Origin of the sequence: Corynebacterium tuscaniense (assembly GCF_008693065.1) — a bacterium.
Lineage (GTDB): Bacteria > Actinomycetota > Actinomycetes > Mycobacteriales > Mycobacteriaceae > Corynebacterium > Corynebacterium tuscaniense.
Map to the genome: position 1 here is coordinate 24,680 of NZ_VXKH01000003.1, position 17,941 is coordinate 42,620.

General features: G+C 56.9%; 16 protein-coding genes and 1 tRNA gene. 10 read left to right on the forward strand and 7 right to left on the reverse strand.

Features of this window, described 5'->3' with window-relative positions:
- Positions 1-93 precede the first annotated feature (93 nt).
- On the reverse strand, positions 94-1,572 hold the full coding sequence (rpsA, locus tag F4V54_RS01625) for a 30S ribosomal protein S1 (protein WP_034663005.1): 1,479 nt from the start codon (positions 1,570-1,572) through the stop codon (positions 94-96).
- A 342-nt stretch (positions 1,573-1,914) separates the two neighbouring features.
- On the opposite strand from rpsA, the gene F4V54_RS01630 reads away from it, so the two are divergent.
- Positions 1,915-3,171: a YkvI family membrane protein gene (locus F4V54_RS01630; protein ID WP_211359442.1), complete on the forward strand. Its 1,257-nt coding sequence runs from the start codon at positions 1,915-1,917 to the stop codon at positions 3,169-3,171.
- A 19-nt stretch (positions 3,172-3,190) separates the two neighbouring features.
- Here the strand turns inward: F4V54_RS01630 and polA are convergent, their stop codons facing one another.
- The gene (gene polA, locus F4V54_RS01635) at positions 3,191-5,875 is read right to left on the reverse strand and encodes a DNA polymerase I (RefSeq protein ID WP_282958568.1); all 2,685 of its coding nucleotides are present in this window, start codon (positions 5,873-5,875) and stop codon (positions 3,191-3,193) included.
- A gap of 66 nt (positions 5,876-5,941) precedes the next feature.
- Positions 5,942-6,955, reverse strand: a complete 1,014-nt coding sequence (locus F4V54_RS01640; protein WP_150386017.1) for a DUF418 domain-containing protein — start codon at positions 6,953-6,955, stop codon at positions 5,942-5,944.
- Positions 6,956-7,109: 154 nt separating this feature from the next.
- Here F4V54_RS01640 and F4V54_RS01645 point away from each other — a divergent pair, with 154 nt between their 5' ends.
- The 3 genes from F4V54_RS01645 (at position 7,110) to F4V54_RS01655 (ending at position 9,085) form a co-directional block, all read left to right on the forward strand.
- Positions 7,110-7,514: a TetR/AcrR family transcriptional regulator gene (locus tag F4V54_RS01645; RefSeq protein ID WP_232218081.1), complete on the forward strand. Its 405-nt coding sequence runs from the start codon at positions 7,110-7,112 to the stop codon at positions 7,512-7,514.
- A complete protein-coding gene (locus F4V54_RS01650; protein WP_034663010.1) occupies positions 7,504-7,869 on the forward strand; it encodes a hypothetical protein in 366 nt (121 codons plus the stop codon). The genes F4V54_RS01645 and F4V54_RS01650 overlap by 11 nt, the downstream gene beginning before the upstream one ends.
- A 121-nt stretch (positions 7,870-7,990) precedes the next feature.
- On the forward strand, positions 7,991-9,085 hold the full coding sequence (locus tag F4V54_RS01655; RefSeq protein ID WP_150386018.1) for a DNA alkylation repair protein: 1,095 nt from the start codon (positions 7,991-7,993) through the stop codon (positions 9,083-9,085).
- Between the two features lie 220 nt (positions 9,086-9,305).
- On the opposite strand, the gene F4V54_RS01660 is transcribed toward F4V54_RS01655, so the two are convergent.
- Together F4V54_RS01660 and F4V54_RS01665 are read right to left on the reverse strand one after the other, a co-directional pair.
- Positions 9,306-9,382, reverse strand: a tRNA-Leu gene (locus F4V54_RS01660).
- A gap of 71 nt (positions 9,383-9,453) precedes the next feature.
- Positions 9,454-11,031, reverse strand: coding sequence for an alanine/glycine:cation symporter family protein (locus F4V54_RS01665; protein ID WP_150386019.1), 1,578 nt, complete (start codon positions 11,029-11,031; stop codon positions 9,454-9,456).
- 184 nt (positions 11,032-11,215) lie between these two features.
- Here F4V54_RS01665 and F4V54_RS01670 point away from each other — a divergent pair, with 184 nt between their 5' ends.
- The 6 genes from F4V54_RS01670 (at position 11,216) to F4V54_RS01695 (ending at position 16,828) form a co-directional block, all read left to right on the forward strand.
- Positions 11,216-12,139 (forward strand): phytoene/squalene synthase family protein, encoded by a 924-nt coding sequence (locus F4V54_RS01670; RefSeq protein ID WP_346265109.1) that lies wholly within the window; start codon positions 11,216-11,218, stop codon positions 12,137-12,139.
- Positions 12,136-13,722 (forward strand): phytoene desaturase family protein, encoded by a 1,587-nt coding sequence (gene crtI / locus F4V54_RS01675; protein WP_150386020.1) that lies wholly within the window; start codon positions 12,136-12,138, stop codon positions 13,720-13,722. Before F4V54_RS01670 ends, crtI begins: the two co-directional genes overlap by 4 nt.
- A gap of 74 nt (positions 13,723-13,796) precedes the next feature.
- Positions 13,797-14,141 (forward strand): hypothetical protein, encoded by a 345-nt coding sequence (locus tag F4V54_RS01680; protein ID WP_034664798.1) that lies wholly within the window; start codon positions 13,797-13,799, stop codon positions 14,139-14,141.
- Between the two features lie 99 nt (positions 14,142-14,240).
- Complete coding sequence (locus F4V54_RS01685) at positions 14,241-15,140, forward strand: ABC transporter substrate-binding protein (protein WP_150386021.1); 900 nt, start codon at positions 14,241-14,243, stop codon at positions 15,138-15,140.
- A gap of 2 nt (positions 15,141-15,142) precedes the next feature.
- Entirely contained in the window at positions 15,143-16,063 is a 921-nt protein-coding gene (locus tag F4V54_RS01690) for an amino acid ABC transporter permease (RefSeq protein WP_150386022.1), read from the forward strand.
- Positions 16,064-16,828, forward strand: coding sequence for an amino acid ABC transporter ATP-binding protein (locus F4V54_RS01695; RefSeq protein ID WP_034664805.1), 765 nt, complete (start codon positions 16,064-16,066; stop codon positions 16,826-16,828).
- Between the two features lie 41 nt (positions 16,829-16,869).
- Here F4V54_RS01695 and coaD read toward each other — a convergent pair whose 3' ends face one another.
- Both coaD and F4V54_RS01705 read right to left on the reverse strand, forming a co-directional pair.
- On the reverse strand, positions 16,870-17,349 hold the full coding sequence (gene coaD, locus F4V54_RS01700) for a pantetheine-phosphate adenylyltransferase (protein ID WP_150386023.1): 480 nt from the start codon (positions 17,347-17,349) through the stop codon (positions 16,870-16,872).
- Entirely contained in the window at positions 17,349-17,927 is a 579-nt protein-coding gene (locus F4V54_RS01705; protein ID WP_150386024.1) for an RsmD family RNA methyltransferase, read from the reverse strand. Before F4V54_RS01705 ends, coaD begins: the two co-directional genes overlap by 1 nt.
- Positions 17,928-17,941: the final 14 nt, after the last annotated feature.

The following is a 17,941-nucleotide window of genomic DNA, read 5'->3' on the forward strand; positions in this document are numbered from 1 at the left end:
CGGACCTGGCTCGCTGGAGGCCTTTCGGCTGCTCCCTAGCGATGAGTCGCTTCCGTCAACTCCGTAGTGATGAGTCGCTGAAGCGACTCATCACTAGTTGCCAGCGAGCTTCTCGCGTAGAGCAGCGAGCTGCTCATCGGAAGCAAGGGAACCACCCTGCTCAGCCTCGCCAGCGGACGGAGCTGCCGGAGCTGCAGCATCGCCGGAGGTGGAGCTGTAGTTGGTCGGGGTAGCGCCCTCACCGTTGGCCTCAGCCTCTGCTGCGGCAGCACGGTTGCGTTCGATCTGAGCGGTGTGAGCCTCGTGCAGGCGTGCAGCCTCGGCGTAGCGAGCCTCCCACTCCTGACGTGCCTCGTCGTAGCCTTCCATCCACTCGTTGGTCTCCGGGTCGAAGCCCTCCGGGAAGATGTAGTTGCCCTGCTCGTCGTAGGAGTCGGCCATGCCGTAGCGGGACGGATCGAACTCCTCCGAGTAGTCCTCGTCTGCCTGCTTGAGAGACAGGGAGATGCGGCGACGGTCCAGGTCAATGTCGATGACCTTGACCATGACTTCCTGGCCAACACCAACAACTTGGTCCGGCACATCCACGTGGCGCTGAGCCAACTCGGAGATGTGGACGAGGCCCTCGATGCCCTCCTCGACGCGAACGAATGCGCCGAACGGGACGAGTTTGGTGACCTTGCCTGGGACGATCTGGCCCACAGCGTGGGTGCGGGCGAAGACGCGCCACGGATCTTCCTGGGTTGCCTTCAGGGACAGGGACACGCGCTCGCGGTCGAGATCGACGTCGAGGACCTCGACGGTGACCTCGTCGCCAACAGTGACAACCTCGGATGGGTGGTCGATGTGCTTCCAGGACAGCTCGGACACGTGGACCAGGCCGTCAACGCCACCGAGGTCGACGAATGCACCGAAGTTGACGATGGAGGAGACAACACCCTTGCGGACCTGCCCCTTCTCCAGCTGGTGCAGGAAGTCGGAGCGGACTGCAGACTGGGTCTCCTCAAGGTATGCACGACGGGACAGAACAACGTTGTTGCGGTGCTTGTCCAGCTCGATGATCTTGGCTTCGAGCTCCTGGCCGATGTACGGATCCAGGTCACGCACGCGACGCATCTCAACGAGTGAGGCCGGCAGGAAGCCACGAAGGCCAATGTCGAGAATGAGACCACCCTTGACAACCTCGATGACTGTACCGGTAACCGGCTGGTCGTTGGCCTGGAGCTCCTCGATGGTGCCCCATGCACGCTCGTACTGTGCTCGCTTCTTGGACAGAAGCAGACGACCTTCCTTGTCCTCCTTGGTCAGGACAAGCGCGTCAATCTCATCGCCGATCTGAACGACCTCATCCGGGTCGACGTCATGCTTGATGGAGAGTTCGCGGGTCGGGATGACGCCTTCGGTCTTGTATCCAATGTCGAGAAGAACCTCATCATGATCGACCTTGACGACGGTGCCGGTGACAATATCGCCATCATTGAAGTACTTGATGGTCGCGTCAACTGCGGCAAGAAAATCCTCAGCGCTGCCGATGTCGTTGATGGCAACCTGCGGGGTAGTAGAAGTGGGCATAAGTTATGTTGCTCCGAAACGGATAGGAGATAGCAAATGGACATGAGCGCATCTCTCGATACTCCGACTCGTGGATATCAAATCCGTGTATGAGCTGGTGTTTCGATCTCGCCCCCAGCGCGGACGGCCCTCCTATAATGACCGGCTCCTCGACAAAAGCGTAGATACGCTCGTTCGAGATTAGTCCATTTTCCCAGCTTGAGCAAACTTTAGGCGCATGCGTCGCCAAGCCATTACCGACGGCGATTTGAGCATTCCGCAACGAACCCCACTAGGCTTGTACAGCCAAACAAATTTTTGATAGCGCCCGAAGCTTTAGCCCGGCGCATAGGTGGTGTTTTTATGTTAAAACGCGGTATCGGTATCGGTTTCGCGTTCATTGGCGTCGTTGTTGGCGCCGGTTTCGCTTCCGGCATGGAGGCTTTCCAATACTTCGTGTCCTATGGCCACATGGGTCTGTGGGGCATCGCTCTAGCAGGAATTGTCATGGCTCTGGCTGCCGTGGCTTTCCTCGCCTTCGGGTCCTACTTCCGCGCGACGGAGCACACACGCGTCTTCGGCGCAGTATCCGATGGATTGTCCTCGAAGATCATGGACTGGTCCGCTATCGCCTGCATGTTCAGCGTTGGCTTTGTCATGTTCGCGGGCGCCGGTTCCAACCTGGAACAGGCCTACGGCTGGCCGATCTATGTCGGCGGTGTGTCCATGCTCATCATCATGCTGCTGGTGGGCCGCCTAGATGTGGACAAGATCTCGGTTATCTTGGGTCTCGTTACTCCCCTGTTGATCATCTTCGTGCTCATTGCCTCAATCTGGACGTTTACCCACGCGAGCGTGGATATCGCCGCACAAAGCGCATGGACCAAAGAACATGTCGCCGGCGCGACAGGCGCACCAACTTGGTGGCTCGGGGCACTCAACCACACCGGACTGAACGCGCTATGCACGGTGTCCATGGCCATTGTCATCGGTGGCGATAATTTTGATAACAAGTCCGTACGCATTGGCGGCCTCATCGCGGGCGCATTGTATGCACTGATGCTTGCACTGCTCGTGGTCACCTTGTTCATCGAAGCGCAAGCCGTCAACGGCGATGACATGCCGCTGCTCACCGTACTGTTCAACATCAACCCGGTCCTGGGCCAGGTAATGACATGGGTGATTTTCCTCATGGTCTTCAACACCTGCTTGGGCATGATCTACGCCATGGCAAAGCGGCTTACCCGCGATAAACCGGAGAACTTCTACAAGGTGTACGTGGTCGCCTGCATCATCGGCTTCATCCTGTCCTTCATTGGGTTCAAGACATTAGTGGCTAACCTCTACCCGATCTTGGGTTACCTGGGGCTCTTCGTCATCGCGATCATGGTGTACCAGTACTTCCACTACCGCGATCATCTAGCCAAGGAGAGCGAGGTGCGCACGGCCGCAGTGGACATCGTTACCGATGAGGAAAATTTGGACCCGGACAGTGAATTCGCGGATATGACCCTGGCGGAGCTCGCCGAGGAGTCCAGCCTTGACCTTGAGGAGTTCAAAGAAGGCCTCGAATCAGAGATGGAAGCCTTTGGCTCCGACACGGAGTCAAAGAAGGACTAAGCTCGCCTACTGGCGTCGCCTAGTGCGCCGCCTCATCCCAGTTCTTGCCGGTTCCGGCGGAGACTTCCAGCGGCACACGCAAGGTGATTGCGCGGTCCATCTCCTCTTCCACGATCGCGCGCACCTCCTCCAGCTCGCCCGGGGCCACCTCCACCACGAGTTCGTCGTGCACTTGGAGCAGAACACGCGACGCCAGCGGTTTACCTGCACGCTTCGTCGTTGACAGTGCATGGTCAACGCGGATCATGGCTACCTTGATGATATCCGCTGCAGTACCCTGTATCGGCGCATTCAGCGCTGCACGCTCCGCGTTTTCACGCGCCACGCGGTTATCGGAGTTCAGCTCCGGAAGGTAGCGGCGGCGACCAAAGATCGTGGAGGTGTACCCGTCACGGCGGGCCTGCTCCACTACCTGGTCCAGGTAGCGCTTGACGCCGCCGAAACGCTGGAAGTAGCTCTCCATGATCTGTTTCGCTTCACCGGCGGGAATGCCCAGCTGGTTGGACAGGCCATAGGCGGACAAACCGTAGACCAACCCGTAGCTCATGGCTTTGACCCGGCGGCGCAATTCCGGTGTGACCTCGCTGATAGGCACGTCGAAAACCCGCGAGCCGACGAAGTTGTGCAGGTCCTCCCCTTCCTTGTAGGCCTCAATGAGGCCCGGGTCTTCGGAGAGGTGCGCCATCACGCGCATTTCAATCTGCGAGTAGTCAGCCGTGAGTAGGCACTCGTACCCCTCGCCTACAGTGAATGCGGATCGAATGCGACGGCCCGCTTCTGTGCGCACAGGAATGTTCTGCAGGTTCGGGTCAGTGGAGCTCAAACGCCCCGTGGACGTGACGGTCTGGTTGAACGTAGTGTGAATCCGGCCATCCTCACCCACAGACTTGATCAAGCCCTCTAGCGTGGACTTCATCTTCTGGTACTCACGGTGCGCGAGCAGCTGATCGAGGAACGGGTGCGGGTTCTTCGCCGCAAGCGCCTCAATCTCCTTTGCCGCCGTGGAGTAGCCCGTCTTCGTCTTCTTCGTCTTGGGCAGCTCCAGCTTGTCAAAGAGCACAACGGACAGCTGCTTAGGCGACGACAGGTTCAGCGAAGGTTCATCCACGAGCTGGCGCGCTGTTTCTTCAGCAGCAGCAACCTTTTGCGCGAATTCTTTCTGCTGGTTCTGCAGCACATCCACATCAACAGCGATGCCGTTTTCTTCCATCTCCGCAAGAATGGTCACCAGCGGCAATTCCAAGTCCGCGTAGAGCTCATAGGAATCAATCTCGCGCAGCTCACCCGTCAACTTCTCAGCCAACTCAAGAATCGCCGCGGCGGAATCCACCACCGAAGTGTCCTCATCCAGCAGACTCATCTGCTCACTCGCAGGCGCGAGTTGTCGCTGTAGGTGGCGCTGATACACATCCGCCAGGTCATACGTGCGCTGGCCCGGACGCAACAAGTACGCCGCAATCGCCGTGTCATGCGCAATGCCGCGCAGAGTTATCCCGCGCCCACGCAACATGTGCCACGTGGCCTTCGCCGAATGCACGTACTTCGGCGCATCCGATTCAATCCATGTCTTCAGTGCAGCGTCCTCAGCAGGGCTCAGATCCCCCAGTTCGCGCGTCACAGCATGCCGTTGCTTATCGACGACCCCCACTGCCTGCACATCCCCACTCGCCGGCACCCCAGTGCCCACGACGTACAGGGCCATGCCTTGGCCTTCGCGCTTATTGAGCCACTCATCCAATGGTGCCTCATCGATTGTGAGTTCAACAGCCTCATCGGCAACGTCACCGTCGTCAAGCAGTACACCATCATGCGGCACAGCGGCGAGCACTCGTTCGCGCAGATTGACTCCAAATTCCAGGTCATCAAACGCAGTAGCTACCGCATTGACATCAGCGGGTTTGAGTTCCAGCTCATCGGGACCGACGGGCAATTCCAGGTCACGCACCATCTGGGTGAGCTCGCGGTTGAGCTGAACCTGCTCGATGCGCTCGCGGAAGGAGTCGCCCACCTTGCCCTTGATCTCATCTGCATGATCAATGAGGCCTTGGAGGTCTCCGTACTGCACGATCCACTTCGTCGCCGTCTTCTCCCCCACACCCGGGATATTCGGCAGGTTATCCGACGGGTCGCCGCGCAGCGCCGCGAAATCCGGGTACTGCGCCGGGGTGAGACCGTACTTCTTCTCCACTTCCTCCGGTGTAAACCGCGTCAAGGTGGACACACCACGGGTGGGATAGAGCACCGTCACCGAGCCATTGACCAACTGCAAGTAATCGCGGTCACCGGTGACAATGACAACCTCGTAATCATCCTGGGCTTGGGTGGTCAGTGTGGCCAGAATGTCATCAGCCTCATAGTTCTCCTTGGTCAAAGTGACAATAGCCAAGTCCCCCAGCACATCCTGGATGATGGGCACCTGGCCCTTGAACTCCTCGGGTGCTGATTCTCGCTGTGCTTTGTACTCCGGGAACCGCTCCGTGCGGAACGTCTTGCGCCCGATATCGAAGGCCACTGCCACGTGCGTCGCCTTTTCATCCGCGAGGATGTTCGCAAACATTGACAAAAAGCCGTACACCGCATTCGTATGCTGCCCACCCGACGTGGAGAAATTCTCCACCGGCAAAGCATAAAAAGCCCTGAACGCCATCGAGTGGCCGTCAATGAGCAGAAGACGTTTCTTAGCAGAGGAATCAGAAGAAATCACAGCGTCCCACCTTACCTGCGACTGTTGAACGCCGATTTAGGGTTTGCGCAAAAGCCCAAAACCGCCCTAAGAGGACATATGAAAACCGGTTCCCCACGTAATTTTCCGCCACAGTTTCTCCAACGGTCCCTGGCCGAATCTCTTGAGCCAAAGTGCGCTAAAAATCATCTGTGCAGTCAGCATGACTAAAACCACTCCCCATGCCGTGAGGAAAGAAGCATTCGTAGCCGATCCTTGTTCGGCGGGGATGCCCAACAGCGGTCTGGATGCCAGCAGAATCACGGTGGCTCCAATGTAGTTAGTCAAAGCCATTCGCCCCAATGGAGCAAAGACCACTTCGAATCCTTGCCGCAGAGGCGTGCGCACAAGAACGACCACCGCAGCAACCCACGTTGCGGCGAAAAGGAAACCCGCAATAGATGAATGGGGTGAAAAACCTGCTTGATCACGGTAGAGGTATTGGACATAGCTGGCGATAGCGGTGAACAAAATGAGTACTGGCAGCGCTAACGCTGCTGGCTTCGGATTCTCATCCAGCTTTTCCGGAACGCGCCACTCCGATACCGCAAAACCAAGTAGGAGCAGACCCGGAATGAGCAAAACACCGCCAAAATACGCGCCGACAAGGGTAAGAATCACACCAAGGGCCAATGCGATTCCTCGTCTCTTTTCCAGCGGTAAGAAAGTTAAAGGAAACAGGAAGACGAGCCCGCCAATTGCGTAGGGTCCGAGCGCTTCACCTGGCTGGAAGATCCCATGAACCAGCCCAAGGAGAAGCAAAGGAATGAGTCGCCGCAGCATGATCTGCCATTCCACTCGGCCACGTCTCCGCGCCGAACGAGTAATCATGGCAAACCCAATTCCAAATAGAAAAGTGAATACGGGAAAGAACCTTTCGTTTGCAAGGAAGTTCAACCATGTCCAAGCCTGGGTGTCTCTTGCGGACTCGGGAAACATATTCCACATCTGCGTCACGTTGACGAATGCGATTCCACATACCGCGATTCCACGTACGACGTCCAGAGAAAGGAGGCGGGGGCCTGTGCTTGTGGAGTTTGCCGAAGAAGCGTTGAGGGTCATTAAGTTCCTTAATGTTGAGTACTTCCTCTATACCGAATTTCTCCCCTGCTAGCTCATGAACAGGCCTTTACATTCCTTCTTTTGCGTGTTTCGACGTTGCCTAGGGCACAAAATATTAAAGAGATTCTAGACATTCTGTTCCAGAATGAATAGTATGAAAGTCATGGGCAGGCCAAGAGAGTTTGATGAAGACCAAGTTATCCGCAAGGCAATTGCACTATTTGGTGAACGCGGATTTAATGCTCCACCCGTAGATGCAATCCTTTCTTCCCTTGGGATTAACCGCTCGAGCTTCTACAAGCTCTTTGGATCGAAGCACGGCCTGCTCCATGCAGCACTGGAGGCAGTGTGTCAAGAAGCTAATGCCGGAGAAGTGACCGAGGACGCAAAAAACCTCGTTGTGGTCACCCTCGTTGAAGTTGCACCTACCAGCCACGAGATGCGAGGCCTCATTCTTGACGCAAGCGTTCTGTGCTTTGGAAAAGACAACGCTGCCCTGGGCGAACACCTACTCAACCGCGCCAGCGGAAAGCTCAAAGGAGAAACCAATGCTCAATAAGCTCACTTTTACTGACGACGCACTCATAGTTGAACCCGTTGGGATGAACAAAGTCTGGTCCTTTAAAGGCTCCATCAAGGTGCCGTGGAGCCATGTTCGAGGCGCCACCCACGACCCAGGGATTAAGGATGAGCCGAAAGGCTTCCGCGGCCCCGGGCTGGCCCAGGGGAAGAAATTCGCTGGAACATTCCGCACTGGAGGAGAGAAACACTTTTGGAACATCAGCGGGTATGAGAACGCTGTAGTGATCGAGCTGACCAACGAAGACTTCAGCCGGCTAATTCTCTCGATCGATGACCCAGCGCCGAACGTAGCAAGGATTAATGAATTGGCTATGGCCAATAAAAGTAGTTAAGCAGTGAACTGCAGGGGTTCCTCGTACGCCGCAATCGCATCACCAAAACGCACAACAGGCTGGTTGGTAGCCAGCTCCGGGCCGCGCAAAAGTTGGTTCATGCCCGGTATTGTGCACAGTCATGGCCACCAAAATGAAGGACTACTTCAACGCTGAAACCGCACAAAGGCTCGGCGCGCAGCTCGGCATTGACGGTGCGGAGTACGCCGCGTGGGTTGCTCCACTAGTCGAGAATTTAGAGATCTTGGACCGCGTGACCCTGTTTGCGCAGGGACTGCGGGAGCGCCTTGGCGAGGAGTATGCGGGGGTGATGGGCGGGATCGTCGAGAAGCTTGGGCCTGAACTTGCTGAGGGGGAAGGCTACTTCAACCACGCATTCCATTTGTGGCCGGTGAGCCGTTTCATTGAACTGTACGGGTTGGATAAGCCAGAGGTTTCTTTAGACGCGATCGAGGAACTCACGAGGGCTTTTACCGGCGAGTGGGCCGTGCGCCCCTACCTGGAGCGCTACCCGGAGCTGACCATGTCCCGGGTACACGAGTGGGCTGACTCCAACAGCCACAACGTGCGCCGTCTCGCTTCGGAGGGCATCCGACCACGCCTGCCATGGGCGAAAGTGCACACGCCGTTTGTAGCGGACCCCTCCCCGATCATCCCCATCCTCGACCGGTTGTATGACGATGAATCGCTCTTCGTCCGCAAATCCGTGGCCAACAATCTCAACGACATCGGCCGCACGCACCCCGAGTTAGCTCTCGCCACCGCTACACGCTGGGCAGATAGCGGCGCCCCGCACGCGGAATGGGTGGTGGAACGCGGGTTGCGCGGGTTGATCAAGCGCGGTCACATGGAGGCCCTGGAGCTTGCTGGCTTTTCGATGCCTACCGCCATCACCATGACTCGCCCCGAGTTCCCCCACGCTGTGGGTATTGGGGAGAAAGCGACCCTTTCAGCGTCGCTCACCAACACGGCCGATGTCGCCGTCAATGTGCTGGCGGAGTATCGCCTGCACTTTCTCAAGAAGAACGGCACCCGGAAACCAAGCGTATTCCGCCTTGGCAAATACACGCTTGAGCCCGGCGAAACCCGTGTGGTGACCAAGATCCACCCGTTTCGGGTGACCAGCACTCGCATCTACTACCCCGGCACGCAGGCATTGAGCCTGGTGATCAATGGGTGCGAGGGTGAGCTAGTGGAATTCGAGCTCACTCAGTAACAAACCCAGATGGACTAGCCGCCATTAGATCGTGAGGTCTCAATGCGCTCCGGCGTGGCTCCCCGCTGCACCATTTTCGAATATCGTGCAGAACCCCCATTAAAAACACCAGGACTGCACTGAACTTCGGAAAGTTGAGGGCATGCTGTAGGCACCCAGGCCTCGGGTTAAATGAAAGTAGCCCCGAGACATAACCGGAACTATGTCTCGAGACAACACATGGTGCCCCAGGTGAGACTCGAACTCACACTGGACGGGTTTTGAATCCGTTGCCTCTGCCAATTGGGCTACTGGGGCGTGCTGTGAGAAAGGATAGCGCACGAGATCCCGTGCGCTGAAATCAGCACGCCCCGGGGGTTGTTGTGGGACTAGATGCGCGGGTAGCGGTCAAGGATGGGGTCGTTGAGGCGGGTTTCGTCAATAAGCTCCCCTGTCTCCCACGTGCCAGCCTCAACCATGGCGGTCTTGCGTGCAACCCAGAAGTCGGCGTTTTTGATGCCCAGTGCTTCGGGGTCAAACTGTGGGTCACGGCCGGCTTTCTTCTGGCGGCGGTAATCCCACAGACACTTGAGAGCGGGGACCTGGAGCACCAAGATGGCCAGGATATTCAACCACGCGGTGGCGCCGACACCGATATCACCGAGTGCCCACGCATTACCAGGCGTGGTGGTGGCGCCGATCCATACGGAAACAAGGATGAGAACACGCAAGAACCAGATGACCACGGAGCGGGTCTTCTCATTCTTTATCCAGCGATTCAAGTAGGTGAAATTGACCTCAGCCATGTAGTAGTAGGCAACAATCGTGGTGAAAGCGAAGAAGAGAATAGACAGTGCGACGAAGCTGCCGCCAAGGCCCGGGGTGAAGGAGTCAAGTGCGGACTGCACGAAACCGGGGCCGACCTCAACCGAATCCGGGATCGCACCGGTAAAACGAACTGAGCCGTCTTCCGAGCCATTCTCGTACACGCGGTACATGTCAGTCGAGATGATGATGAAGGCGGTTGCTGAGCAAACAAGCAGGGTGTCAACGTACACGGCGAAGGACTGGACGAAGCCCTGCTTAGCCGGATGGGACACCTCAGCAGCGGCAGCGGACTGCGGGCCGGTTCCCTGCCCGGCCTCATTGGAGTAGATACCGCGCTTGACGCCCCACATGATGGCGAAGCCGATGAGGCCGGAGAACGCAGCTTCCTTGTCAAACGCGGAGCGGAAGATGAGGCCGAACACCTCAGGGATTTCAGATGCGTTGGCAAACAGGATGACAATGGACACGACGACGTAGATGAGAGCCATGAACGGCACAACCATCGAAGCAAACCACGCGATGCGCTTCACCCCACCCACCACGATGACGCCCAGTAGAACCACCATCACGAGAGCGGTCGCCCACGTTGGAACAGTCCATGCGTGCTCAACCGCTGTTGCAACACCATTAGCTTGCACGCCCGGCAGGAAGTAGGACGTAGCCAGTATCATCATGACCGCGAAAATGATCGCGTACACGAGGGCAAATTTGCCCGCTTTGGTGTGCTTGTAGGCCTTCTCAATGTAGTAGGCCGGGCCACCCCGGTATTCGCCCGTGTCCTGGTCCTTCTCTTTGTAAATCTGGGCGAGGCAGCACTCAATGTACGACGTAGCGGAGCCCAAAAAGGCCACGATCCACATCCAGAACACGGCACCAGGGCCACCGAAGGCAATCGCGGTGGCCACACCAGCAATGTTGCCGACGCCGACGCGGCCGGCAAGCGAGATCATCAGGGACTGGAAGGGCGAAATGCCGTCAGCGGAGTCTTCCCGCGACGACACCTGCTTGAACATGTCGGACAGGCACCGAACCTGCAGGAACAAAGTGGCTAGGGTGAAGTACACCCCGGCGCCCAAACAAAGATAAACGAGCCAGTTTGACCAAATCAGGCCATTGAGCGTTGTGATGACGGTTTCCACGGGTGGACCTTTCCTATGCCAGCCACAGCGGGGCGAATTTCAATTGTTGAATCGAATTTAGTGCATGGTGTAGCCCAATGTTAAGAGTTTTCAACGAATTTCTTGTTAAAAAATACACACCTGTGCATATGTCAAGGCAGCAGCCGTTTCGGCATTCTTATGGCCAGGCGCTACCTTATTTCTTATGTACGCAATGTCCTCGGATCGCTTTTTGCGGCGATACGACGCGATGTGTAGCGATGCCGCCGCTGCAGTAATGAAGCGGTACTCCACAAGCTTCACCTTGGCAACGAAGCTGCTCCCCGGGCAAACCAAAGAAGACATACGAAACCTTTATGCAGTTGTCCGTATTGCGGATGAGATTGTGGATGGCACTGCGAAACAAGCTGCCGTGGCTGATATTTCTGCGCTCCTTGATGAGTATGAAACAGCCGTGCTTGCCGCGCCCACGAAGCGTTTCCATACAGACCCGATTCTTCATGCGTACGCCCAAACAGCACGGCGCTGCCAGTTTGATTCCGCACACATCACCGCATTCTTTTCCTCCATGCACCGGGACGTGAATCAGACCACGTACACGCAGACTGACTTTGATAAGTATGTGTACGGTTCAGCGGAAGTCATCGGGCTGCTTTGCTTATCGACGTTCACCGCAGGCATGACCTTGTCTCTTGCCGAGAAGGCAAGACTTGATGAGGGCGCCCGGTCCCTGGGCGCCGCTTTCCAGAAAGTGAATTTCCTCCGGGATATCGCTGTAGACTCGCGACTGCTTGGCCGTTCCTATTTCCCCGGGATTAGCGTGTCGACGGATCAACCTCTCGCTGATGCTGCTAAAGATGCCATCGTCGCTGATATCCGTGCTGATCTTGCTGTGTCACGTGCATCTATGTATCTTCTTCCCCGCCGTGTTCACGCCGGCGTTCTTGCTGCCGCCGATTTGTTCGAGGAACTTACCGACATGATTGATGCAACACCGGCATCAGTATTAACCACCACGCGCATCAGCGTTCCCCGTCGACGCAAGCTTTGGTTAACAGCACGCGCTGCTTCCCGCGTTGCTGCCCAGTCCAACCGCATACCCCCTTTCACCGAGGAACCACGGAAATGACCTCACATAAACTGCCGACTGACGGGCGCGCCGCCATTGTGATCGGTGCTGGCATCGCAGGTCTGGCCGCGGCTGCATTGTTGGGCCGGGAAGGCTACGCCGTGAAAGTGATTGAGCGGCTCGACACTATCGGGGGGCGCGCCGGGGATCTCAGTGTTGACGGCTTCCGCTTTGATACCGGGCCCTCCTGGTACCTCATGCCCGAAGCGTTTGATCACTTCTTTGAACTCTGTGGCACACGCACTGACGAAGTGCTTGATCTTGTGGATCTGAATCCCGGCTACCGAATGTTCCCGGAAGGTTCGGCCCCCATCGATGTGCCCTCCAACCGCGATGAGTCCCTCACCCTCTTCGAATCGATCGAACCGGGCGCAGGCAAAACACTGGCAAGATACCTAGATAGCGCCGGGGAAACCTACCGATTGGCCGTAGATTACTTCCTGTACACAACGTTCACGTCACCTGCGGCATTCTTCACTCCGGAGGTGCGGCGGAATTATTCCAAACTCGCGGAGTACCTCACCCGATCTTTGGAGAGCTTCGTGTCCAAACGATTCACCGATACGCGGCTACGCCAGATGCTCTCTTACCCCGCAGTGTTCCTCTCATCCGATCCAGCACACACCCCGTCGATGTACCACTTGATGAGCCACACTGATCTAGTCCAAGGTGTGAAGTATCCTCGCGGTGGATTCACCGCCGTTGTTCACGCCATCGCTGATCAAGCTGTCGCCCACGGCGCTGAGATTGAACTCAACACAGCCGTAACAGCCATTGATACGGAGGGAAGCAGAGCGTCCGGGGTGACGGTGAGGCGGGATAACGGGGACGTCGAAAAGCTTTCTGCTGACGTTGTAGTTTCTGCTGCAGATCTGAAATTCACGGAAACTCGACTCCTCCCGCACGATAAACGCACGTATAGCGAGGAGTATTTTGCTGCCCGCAACCCCGGTTTGGGTGCGGTACTCGTCATGCTTGGTGTGAAGGGCATACTCCCCCAGCTTGAGCACCATAATCTCCTGTTTAGCGCCGATTGGTCAGACGACTTCGGTGCTGTCTTCCATGGCCCGGTGAGCAGCCGGCCGAACCACGCATCCCAGTCGATTTACATCTCTAAGCCGTCCAAAACTGATCCAACGACAGCGCCAGAAGGTCATGAGAACCTCTTCATTCTCATCCCCACCCCCGCTGCCACGGAGCTTGGGCACGGCGATGCTTACCACCTACAAAGCTCCCCCGCCGTCGATACAATCGCTAATGCCGCAATTGAACAGGTGGCTGCATGGTGCGGAATTCCTAATCTGTCTGAACGCATCGTTGTCCGTCGCACCTTGGGGCCGGCTGATTTCAAAGAGCGCTACCACGCGTGGGCCGGTGGCGCGATCGGGCCGGCGCACACGCTGAAACAATCAGCATTCCTCCGTGGACGGAACGCCTCGCGGAAGGTGAAAAACCTTTTCTACGCTGGAGCAACAACCGTGCCTGGAGTCGGTGTGCCAATGTGTTTGATCTCCGCGGAGAATGTGATCAAACGCCTACGCGGGGACCGTTCACCGGGCCCATTGTCCGTGCGAGACTGGTAGCCCTACCCCAGTTTTGGTTTTCTGTGAGCCAATTCAGTTTTGTATTAGGTCTAGTAAAGCTACACTTCACTGTCATGCGTAAAAAGATGATTGCTGTTGCGACTGCCGCTGCCTTGACCCTTTCCGCTGCACCCGCAGTTCATGCACAAACCACAACGAACTCTAAGGGCGCCGATACTGCCGTTGGGCGCGGTATTGAGAATGCCTTCGATCCGGATAAGGCCTCCTCTATGAAGGAAAAGTCTGTCAAAGGGTTCTTCGACATGGCAGTAAATCCTTACCGCCTTATGTCCTCCGATAACAAGGAGCTGAGCTCGCAAGGCGTCACCCAGGCCATTATCAACTACGTGATCATTGCAGCAGCTGTCACCGTGATTGGTCAGATTATTCAACTGATCATGTCTAATCTGTCACGCTAGAAAAAGGAGAAAGCGCTGCTAAGTCAGCGTTTAAAAATTCTTCTGCATTATCCAGAGGCATACAATAATCTTCATTCGAAGGCATTGTATGCTTCTTTTATGTTTAAACCTCTCAAGGTGGTTGCTGCCATCCTCACCACCGCCACTGTCGGTGCATTGAGTGGCTGTGTCACCAACGTAGAAGGCGGAAACCCCGAAGGCTGGGAACAAATCACCCCAGCTGAAATCCCCGAGATCGCCGCAATGGTGCCGGACAATGTCCGCCAAGACGGTTTCTTCACCATTGGCGCTAATCCACCGTTCGCACCTTTTGAATTCAAAGATTCACAGGGCACGATCGTGGGCCTGGAAATGGATTTGGGCCACGCCCTAGCTAGCGTCATGGGATTGAAGTTCCGCGCCATTGACCAGGACTTCGCCATGATCCTCCCCGCTGTGCAGGCAGGCACGCTTGATGCCGGTATGTCGGGTTTTACGGATAGTGAGGAACGCCGCCAGAACTTCGACTTTGTCAACTTCCTCTACGCCGGCATCCAGTGGGCGCAATCCCCTGGCAACGACGTTGATCCGGCTAACCCCTGTGGTCTCACAGTGGCAGTGCAGCGCACCACTGTCTCCGAAACGGATGATGTGCGACCGAAGGCTGCAAAATGCGAGGAGCAAGGCGACCCCATCACCATCCTCTCCTACGACACATCCGATAACGCCGCTCTTGCCGTGCTCGTTGGCCGCGCCGATGCACTGAGTGCGGACTCCCCTGTTTCCGCATGGGCCGTGGACCGCTCGGACGGCAAGCTCGAACTGATTGGGGAGATGTTTGATGCGGCGCCATATGGCATCGCTGTGCCGAAGGACTCTCCTTTGGGGCCAGCACTGGCCGCAGCCATGCAGCATCTCATCGACACTGGTGAGTACGAACGCATCATGGAGCAGTGGAATGTGAAAACAGGTCTGCTCGACCAAGCTCTAATTAACGAACAACCCGTGGGAGGACAATAACCATGACGCTCAAACCCACACGCCCACAACGCATCGAAGCTAAACCGTTGCGCCACCCCGGACGGTGGATCACCGCAGCCATCCTCGTTGCGCTGTCCATCCTGTTCATCGTCGATGCCGCCGGCCGTGATGCCTATGGCTGGCCCACGTATCGGGCATACATCTTTGACACCCGCGTCCTTACTGCTGCTGGCCACACGCTCGCACTAACTGTTCTTTCGATGATCATCGGTGTCGTTCTCGGCGTGGTGCTTGCTGTGATGCGCATGTCGCCGAACCCGGTATTCAAATCAATTGCGTGGTTGTACCTGTGGGTCTTCCGTGGCACCCCGATCTACGTTCAGTTGGTCTTCTGGGGGCTCATTGGTGCGATTTACCAGTCCATCAACTTAGGCTTTACAGAGATCTCGCTAGACGCGCTGACATCCTCGGCTTTCGCTCTCGCCGTCATTGGACTGGGTCTCAACGAGGCGGGCTACATGGCGGAGATTGTCCGTTCCGGTGTGAACTCGGTGCCTGCTGGCCAGATCGAAGCGTCGAAAGCCCTAGGCATGGGTTGGGGTATGACCATGCGCCGCACCGTGCTGCCGCAGGCCATGCGCATCATCATCCCGCCGACGGGCAATGAGTTTATTTCTTTGCTGAAGACCTCGTCCCTTGTTGTCGCTGTCCCCTACTCGCTCGAGCTTTACGGTCGCAGCCAGGACATCGCTGCCGCACTCTTCGAGCCGGTGCCCATGCTGCTTGTCGCCGCTACATGGTACTTGATCATCACGTCCATCCTCATGGTTGGCCAGCACTACCTGGAGCGTTACTTTGACCGCGGGGTAACCCGCGAATTGACCGCCCGCCAGCTGGCAGCACTTACTGACGCTGAGGGCAAGGCCCCAAACAACGTCACCGTCGTGGAAAGGAACTCTTAAATGAGCACCCCTATGATTCAAGCCGTTGATGTATGGAAGTCTTTTGGTGCCCTTGACGTGCTTAAAGGTATCAACCTTGAGGTGAACAAGGGCGAGGTCACCTGTCTCATCGGTCCATCCGGTTCCGGCAAGTCCACGTTTCTGCGTTGCGTTAACCACCTTGAAAAGGTCACCGCGGGTCGCCTTTACGTTGATGGTGAGCTCATCGGCTACCGGGAAAAGAACGGCGCGTTGCATGAGATCTCCGAGAAGGAAGCCGCTCGTCAGCGCCGCGAGGTAGGCATGGTGTTCCAGAATTTCAACCTGTTCGGTCACCGCACCGCGTTGGAAAACGTCATTGAGGCGCCGATCCATGTCAAAGGCATGACACCGGAGGCTGCGAAGAAGCGCGCGATGGAACTGCTTGAACAGGTCGGCCTGGCCAACAAGGCGGAGGCGTACCCAGTGCAGCTTTCAGGTGGTCAGCAGCAGCGCGTTGCCATCGCCCGTGCAGTTGCGATGGGCCCAAAGCTCATGCTTTTCGACGAACCCACCTCCGCCCTTGACCCCGAACTCGTCGGTGAAGTTCTTCGCGTCATGCGTGAACTAGCAGATTCCGGCATGACCATGCTCGTGGTCACCCACGAGATGGCCTTTGCCCACGAGGTTGCTGACAACGTGGCCTTCATGTCCGACGGCACCATCGTTGAATACGGCACGCCTGAACAGGTGCTAGACAACCCCCAGCACGAGCGGACGAAGGAATTTCTCTCCTCGATCTTTTAGCTCTTGCAGGTACCTGCAAGAGCTAAAAGGAGACGCTCAGATCAGTCTTTGAACTTGGCGTTCATGGCCTCCACGACGTGATCGGGCACCAGCCCGCTCACGTCTCCGCCGTATTTGGCCACTTCCTTACACAGGGACGAGGAAATGTAGCCGTACTTCTCATCCGTCATGAGGAAAAACGTGTCCACCCCGGACAGGCGGCGGTTCATCTGCGCCATCGGCAGCTCATAGTCATAATCGAGGGAAGATCGCAGACCCTTCACCAGCGCCCCCACGTGATTTGCTGTGGTGTAGTCCACCAGGAGACCACCCCAGGTATCCACCTTGATATTGGGGATGTGGCTGGTGGCCTGACGGATCATGTCCATGCGTTCCTCAATGTTGAACAAACCGCTTTGTTTATTCGGGTTCGCGGTGACAAGGACGATGATTTCATCGAAGCTCTTAGCGGCACGCGTGAAAATATCCACGTGGCCATTGGTCACGGGATCAAACGATCCGGGGCACACTGCCTTCGTCATTATTCCTCGTCCTTCCTGCGGTGGAACGTGGCCATATCCATACGAGCGATACCATACAGCCGCTTCTTCAACTTCTGCCCAGTGGGAGTGAAACCCTCCGGCCACGCTGTCTCCGGGCTGTCCCGGTGGCGTTCAATCACCACTGCTGCCCCATCGGCTAATGCTGGAATGAGGGCGTGAAGCATTTCCACCACTGATTCGTCGGAAAGCTCATACGGCGGGTCCGCCAACACCATGGTGAAGTGCTCACGTGGAGCACGGGCAACGTAGGTGGACGCCTTGACCGGCTCGATGATGACATTCGGGTGACCAACGACACCTGCGTTGTGGTGGATGACCTCCACCGCTTTCGGGTCGTTTTCCACCAACACCACTTCATCGGCACCGCGGGAAGCAGCCTCCAAGCCGAGAGCCCCGGAACCGGCGAAAAGATCGAGCACGTTCTGCCCTATGAAGCCGAAACGGACTTGCAACGAGGAGAACAATCCTTCGCGTGCACGGTCAGATGTGGGCCTGGTGCCCTCCGGCGGGACCTTGATCTTCCGGCCGCGGGCTTCACCCGAGATGATGCGGTTCATGCGCAACACTCTAG

Coding starts and splice junctions, on each gene's coding strand:
- rpsA (WP_034663005.1), bottom strand. CDS start 1,572: ATGCCCACTTCTACTACCCCGCAGGTTGCCATCAACGACATCGGCAGC.
- F4V54_RS01630 (WP_211359442.1), top strand. CDS start 1,915: ATGTTAAAACGCGGTATCGGTATCGGTTTCGCGTTCATTGGCGTCGTT.
- F4V54_RS01640 (WP_150386017.1), bottom strand. CDS start 6,955: ATGACCCTCAACGCTTCTTCGGCAAACTCCACAAGCACAGGCCCCCGC.
- F4V54_RS01645 (WP_232218081.1), top strand. CDS start 7,110: ATGAAAGTCATGGGCAGGCCAAGAGAGTTTGATGAAGACCAAGTTATC.
- F4V54_RS01650 (WP_034663010.1), top strand. CDS start 7,504: ATGCTCAATAAGCTCACTTTTACTGACGACGCACTCATAGTTGAACCC.
- F4V54_RS01655 (WP_150386018.1), top strand. CDS start 7,991: ATGGCCACCAAAATGAAGGACTACTTCAACGCTGAAACCGCACAAAGG.
- F4V54_RS01670 (WP_346265109.1), top strand. CDS start 11,216: ATGTACGCAATGTCCTCGGATCGCTTTTTGCGGCGATACGACGCGATG.
- crtI (WP_150386020.1), top strand. CDS start 12,136: ATGACCTCACATAAACTGCCGACTGACGGGCGCGCCGCCATTGTGATC.
- F4V54_RS01680 (WP_034664798.1), top strand. CDS start 13,797: ATGCGTAAAAAGATGATTGCTGTTGCGACTGCCGCTGCCTTGACCCTT.
- F4V54_RS01685 (WP_150386021.1), top strand. CDS start 14,241: ATGTTTAAACCTCTCAAGGTGGTTGCTGCCATCCTCACCACCGCCACT.
- F4V54_RS01690 (WP_150386022.1), top strand. CDS start 15,143: ATGACGCTCAAACCCACACGCCCACAACGCATCGAAGCTAAACCGTTG.
- F4V54_RS01695 (WP_034664805.1), top strand. CDS start 16,064: ATGAGCACCCCTATGATTCAAGCCGTTGATGTATGGAAGTCTTTTGGT.
- coaD (WP_150386023.1), bottom strand. CDS start 17,349: ATGACGAAGGCAGTGTGCCCCGGATCGTTTGATCCCGTGACCAATGGC.
- F4V54_RS01705 (WP_150386024.1), bottom strand. CDS start 17,927: ATGAACCGCATCATCTCGGGTGAAGCCCGCGGCCGGAAGATCAAGGTC.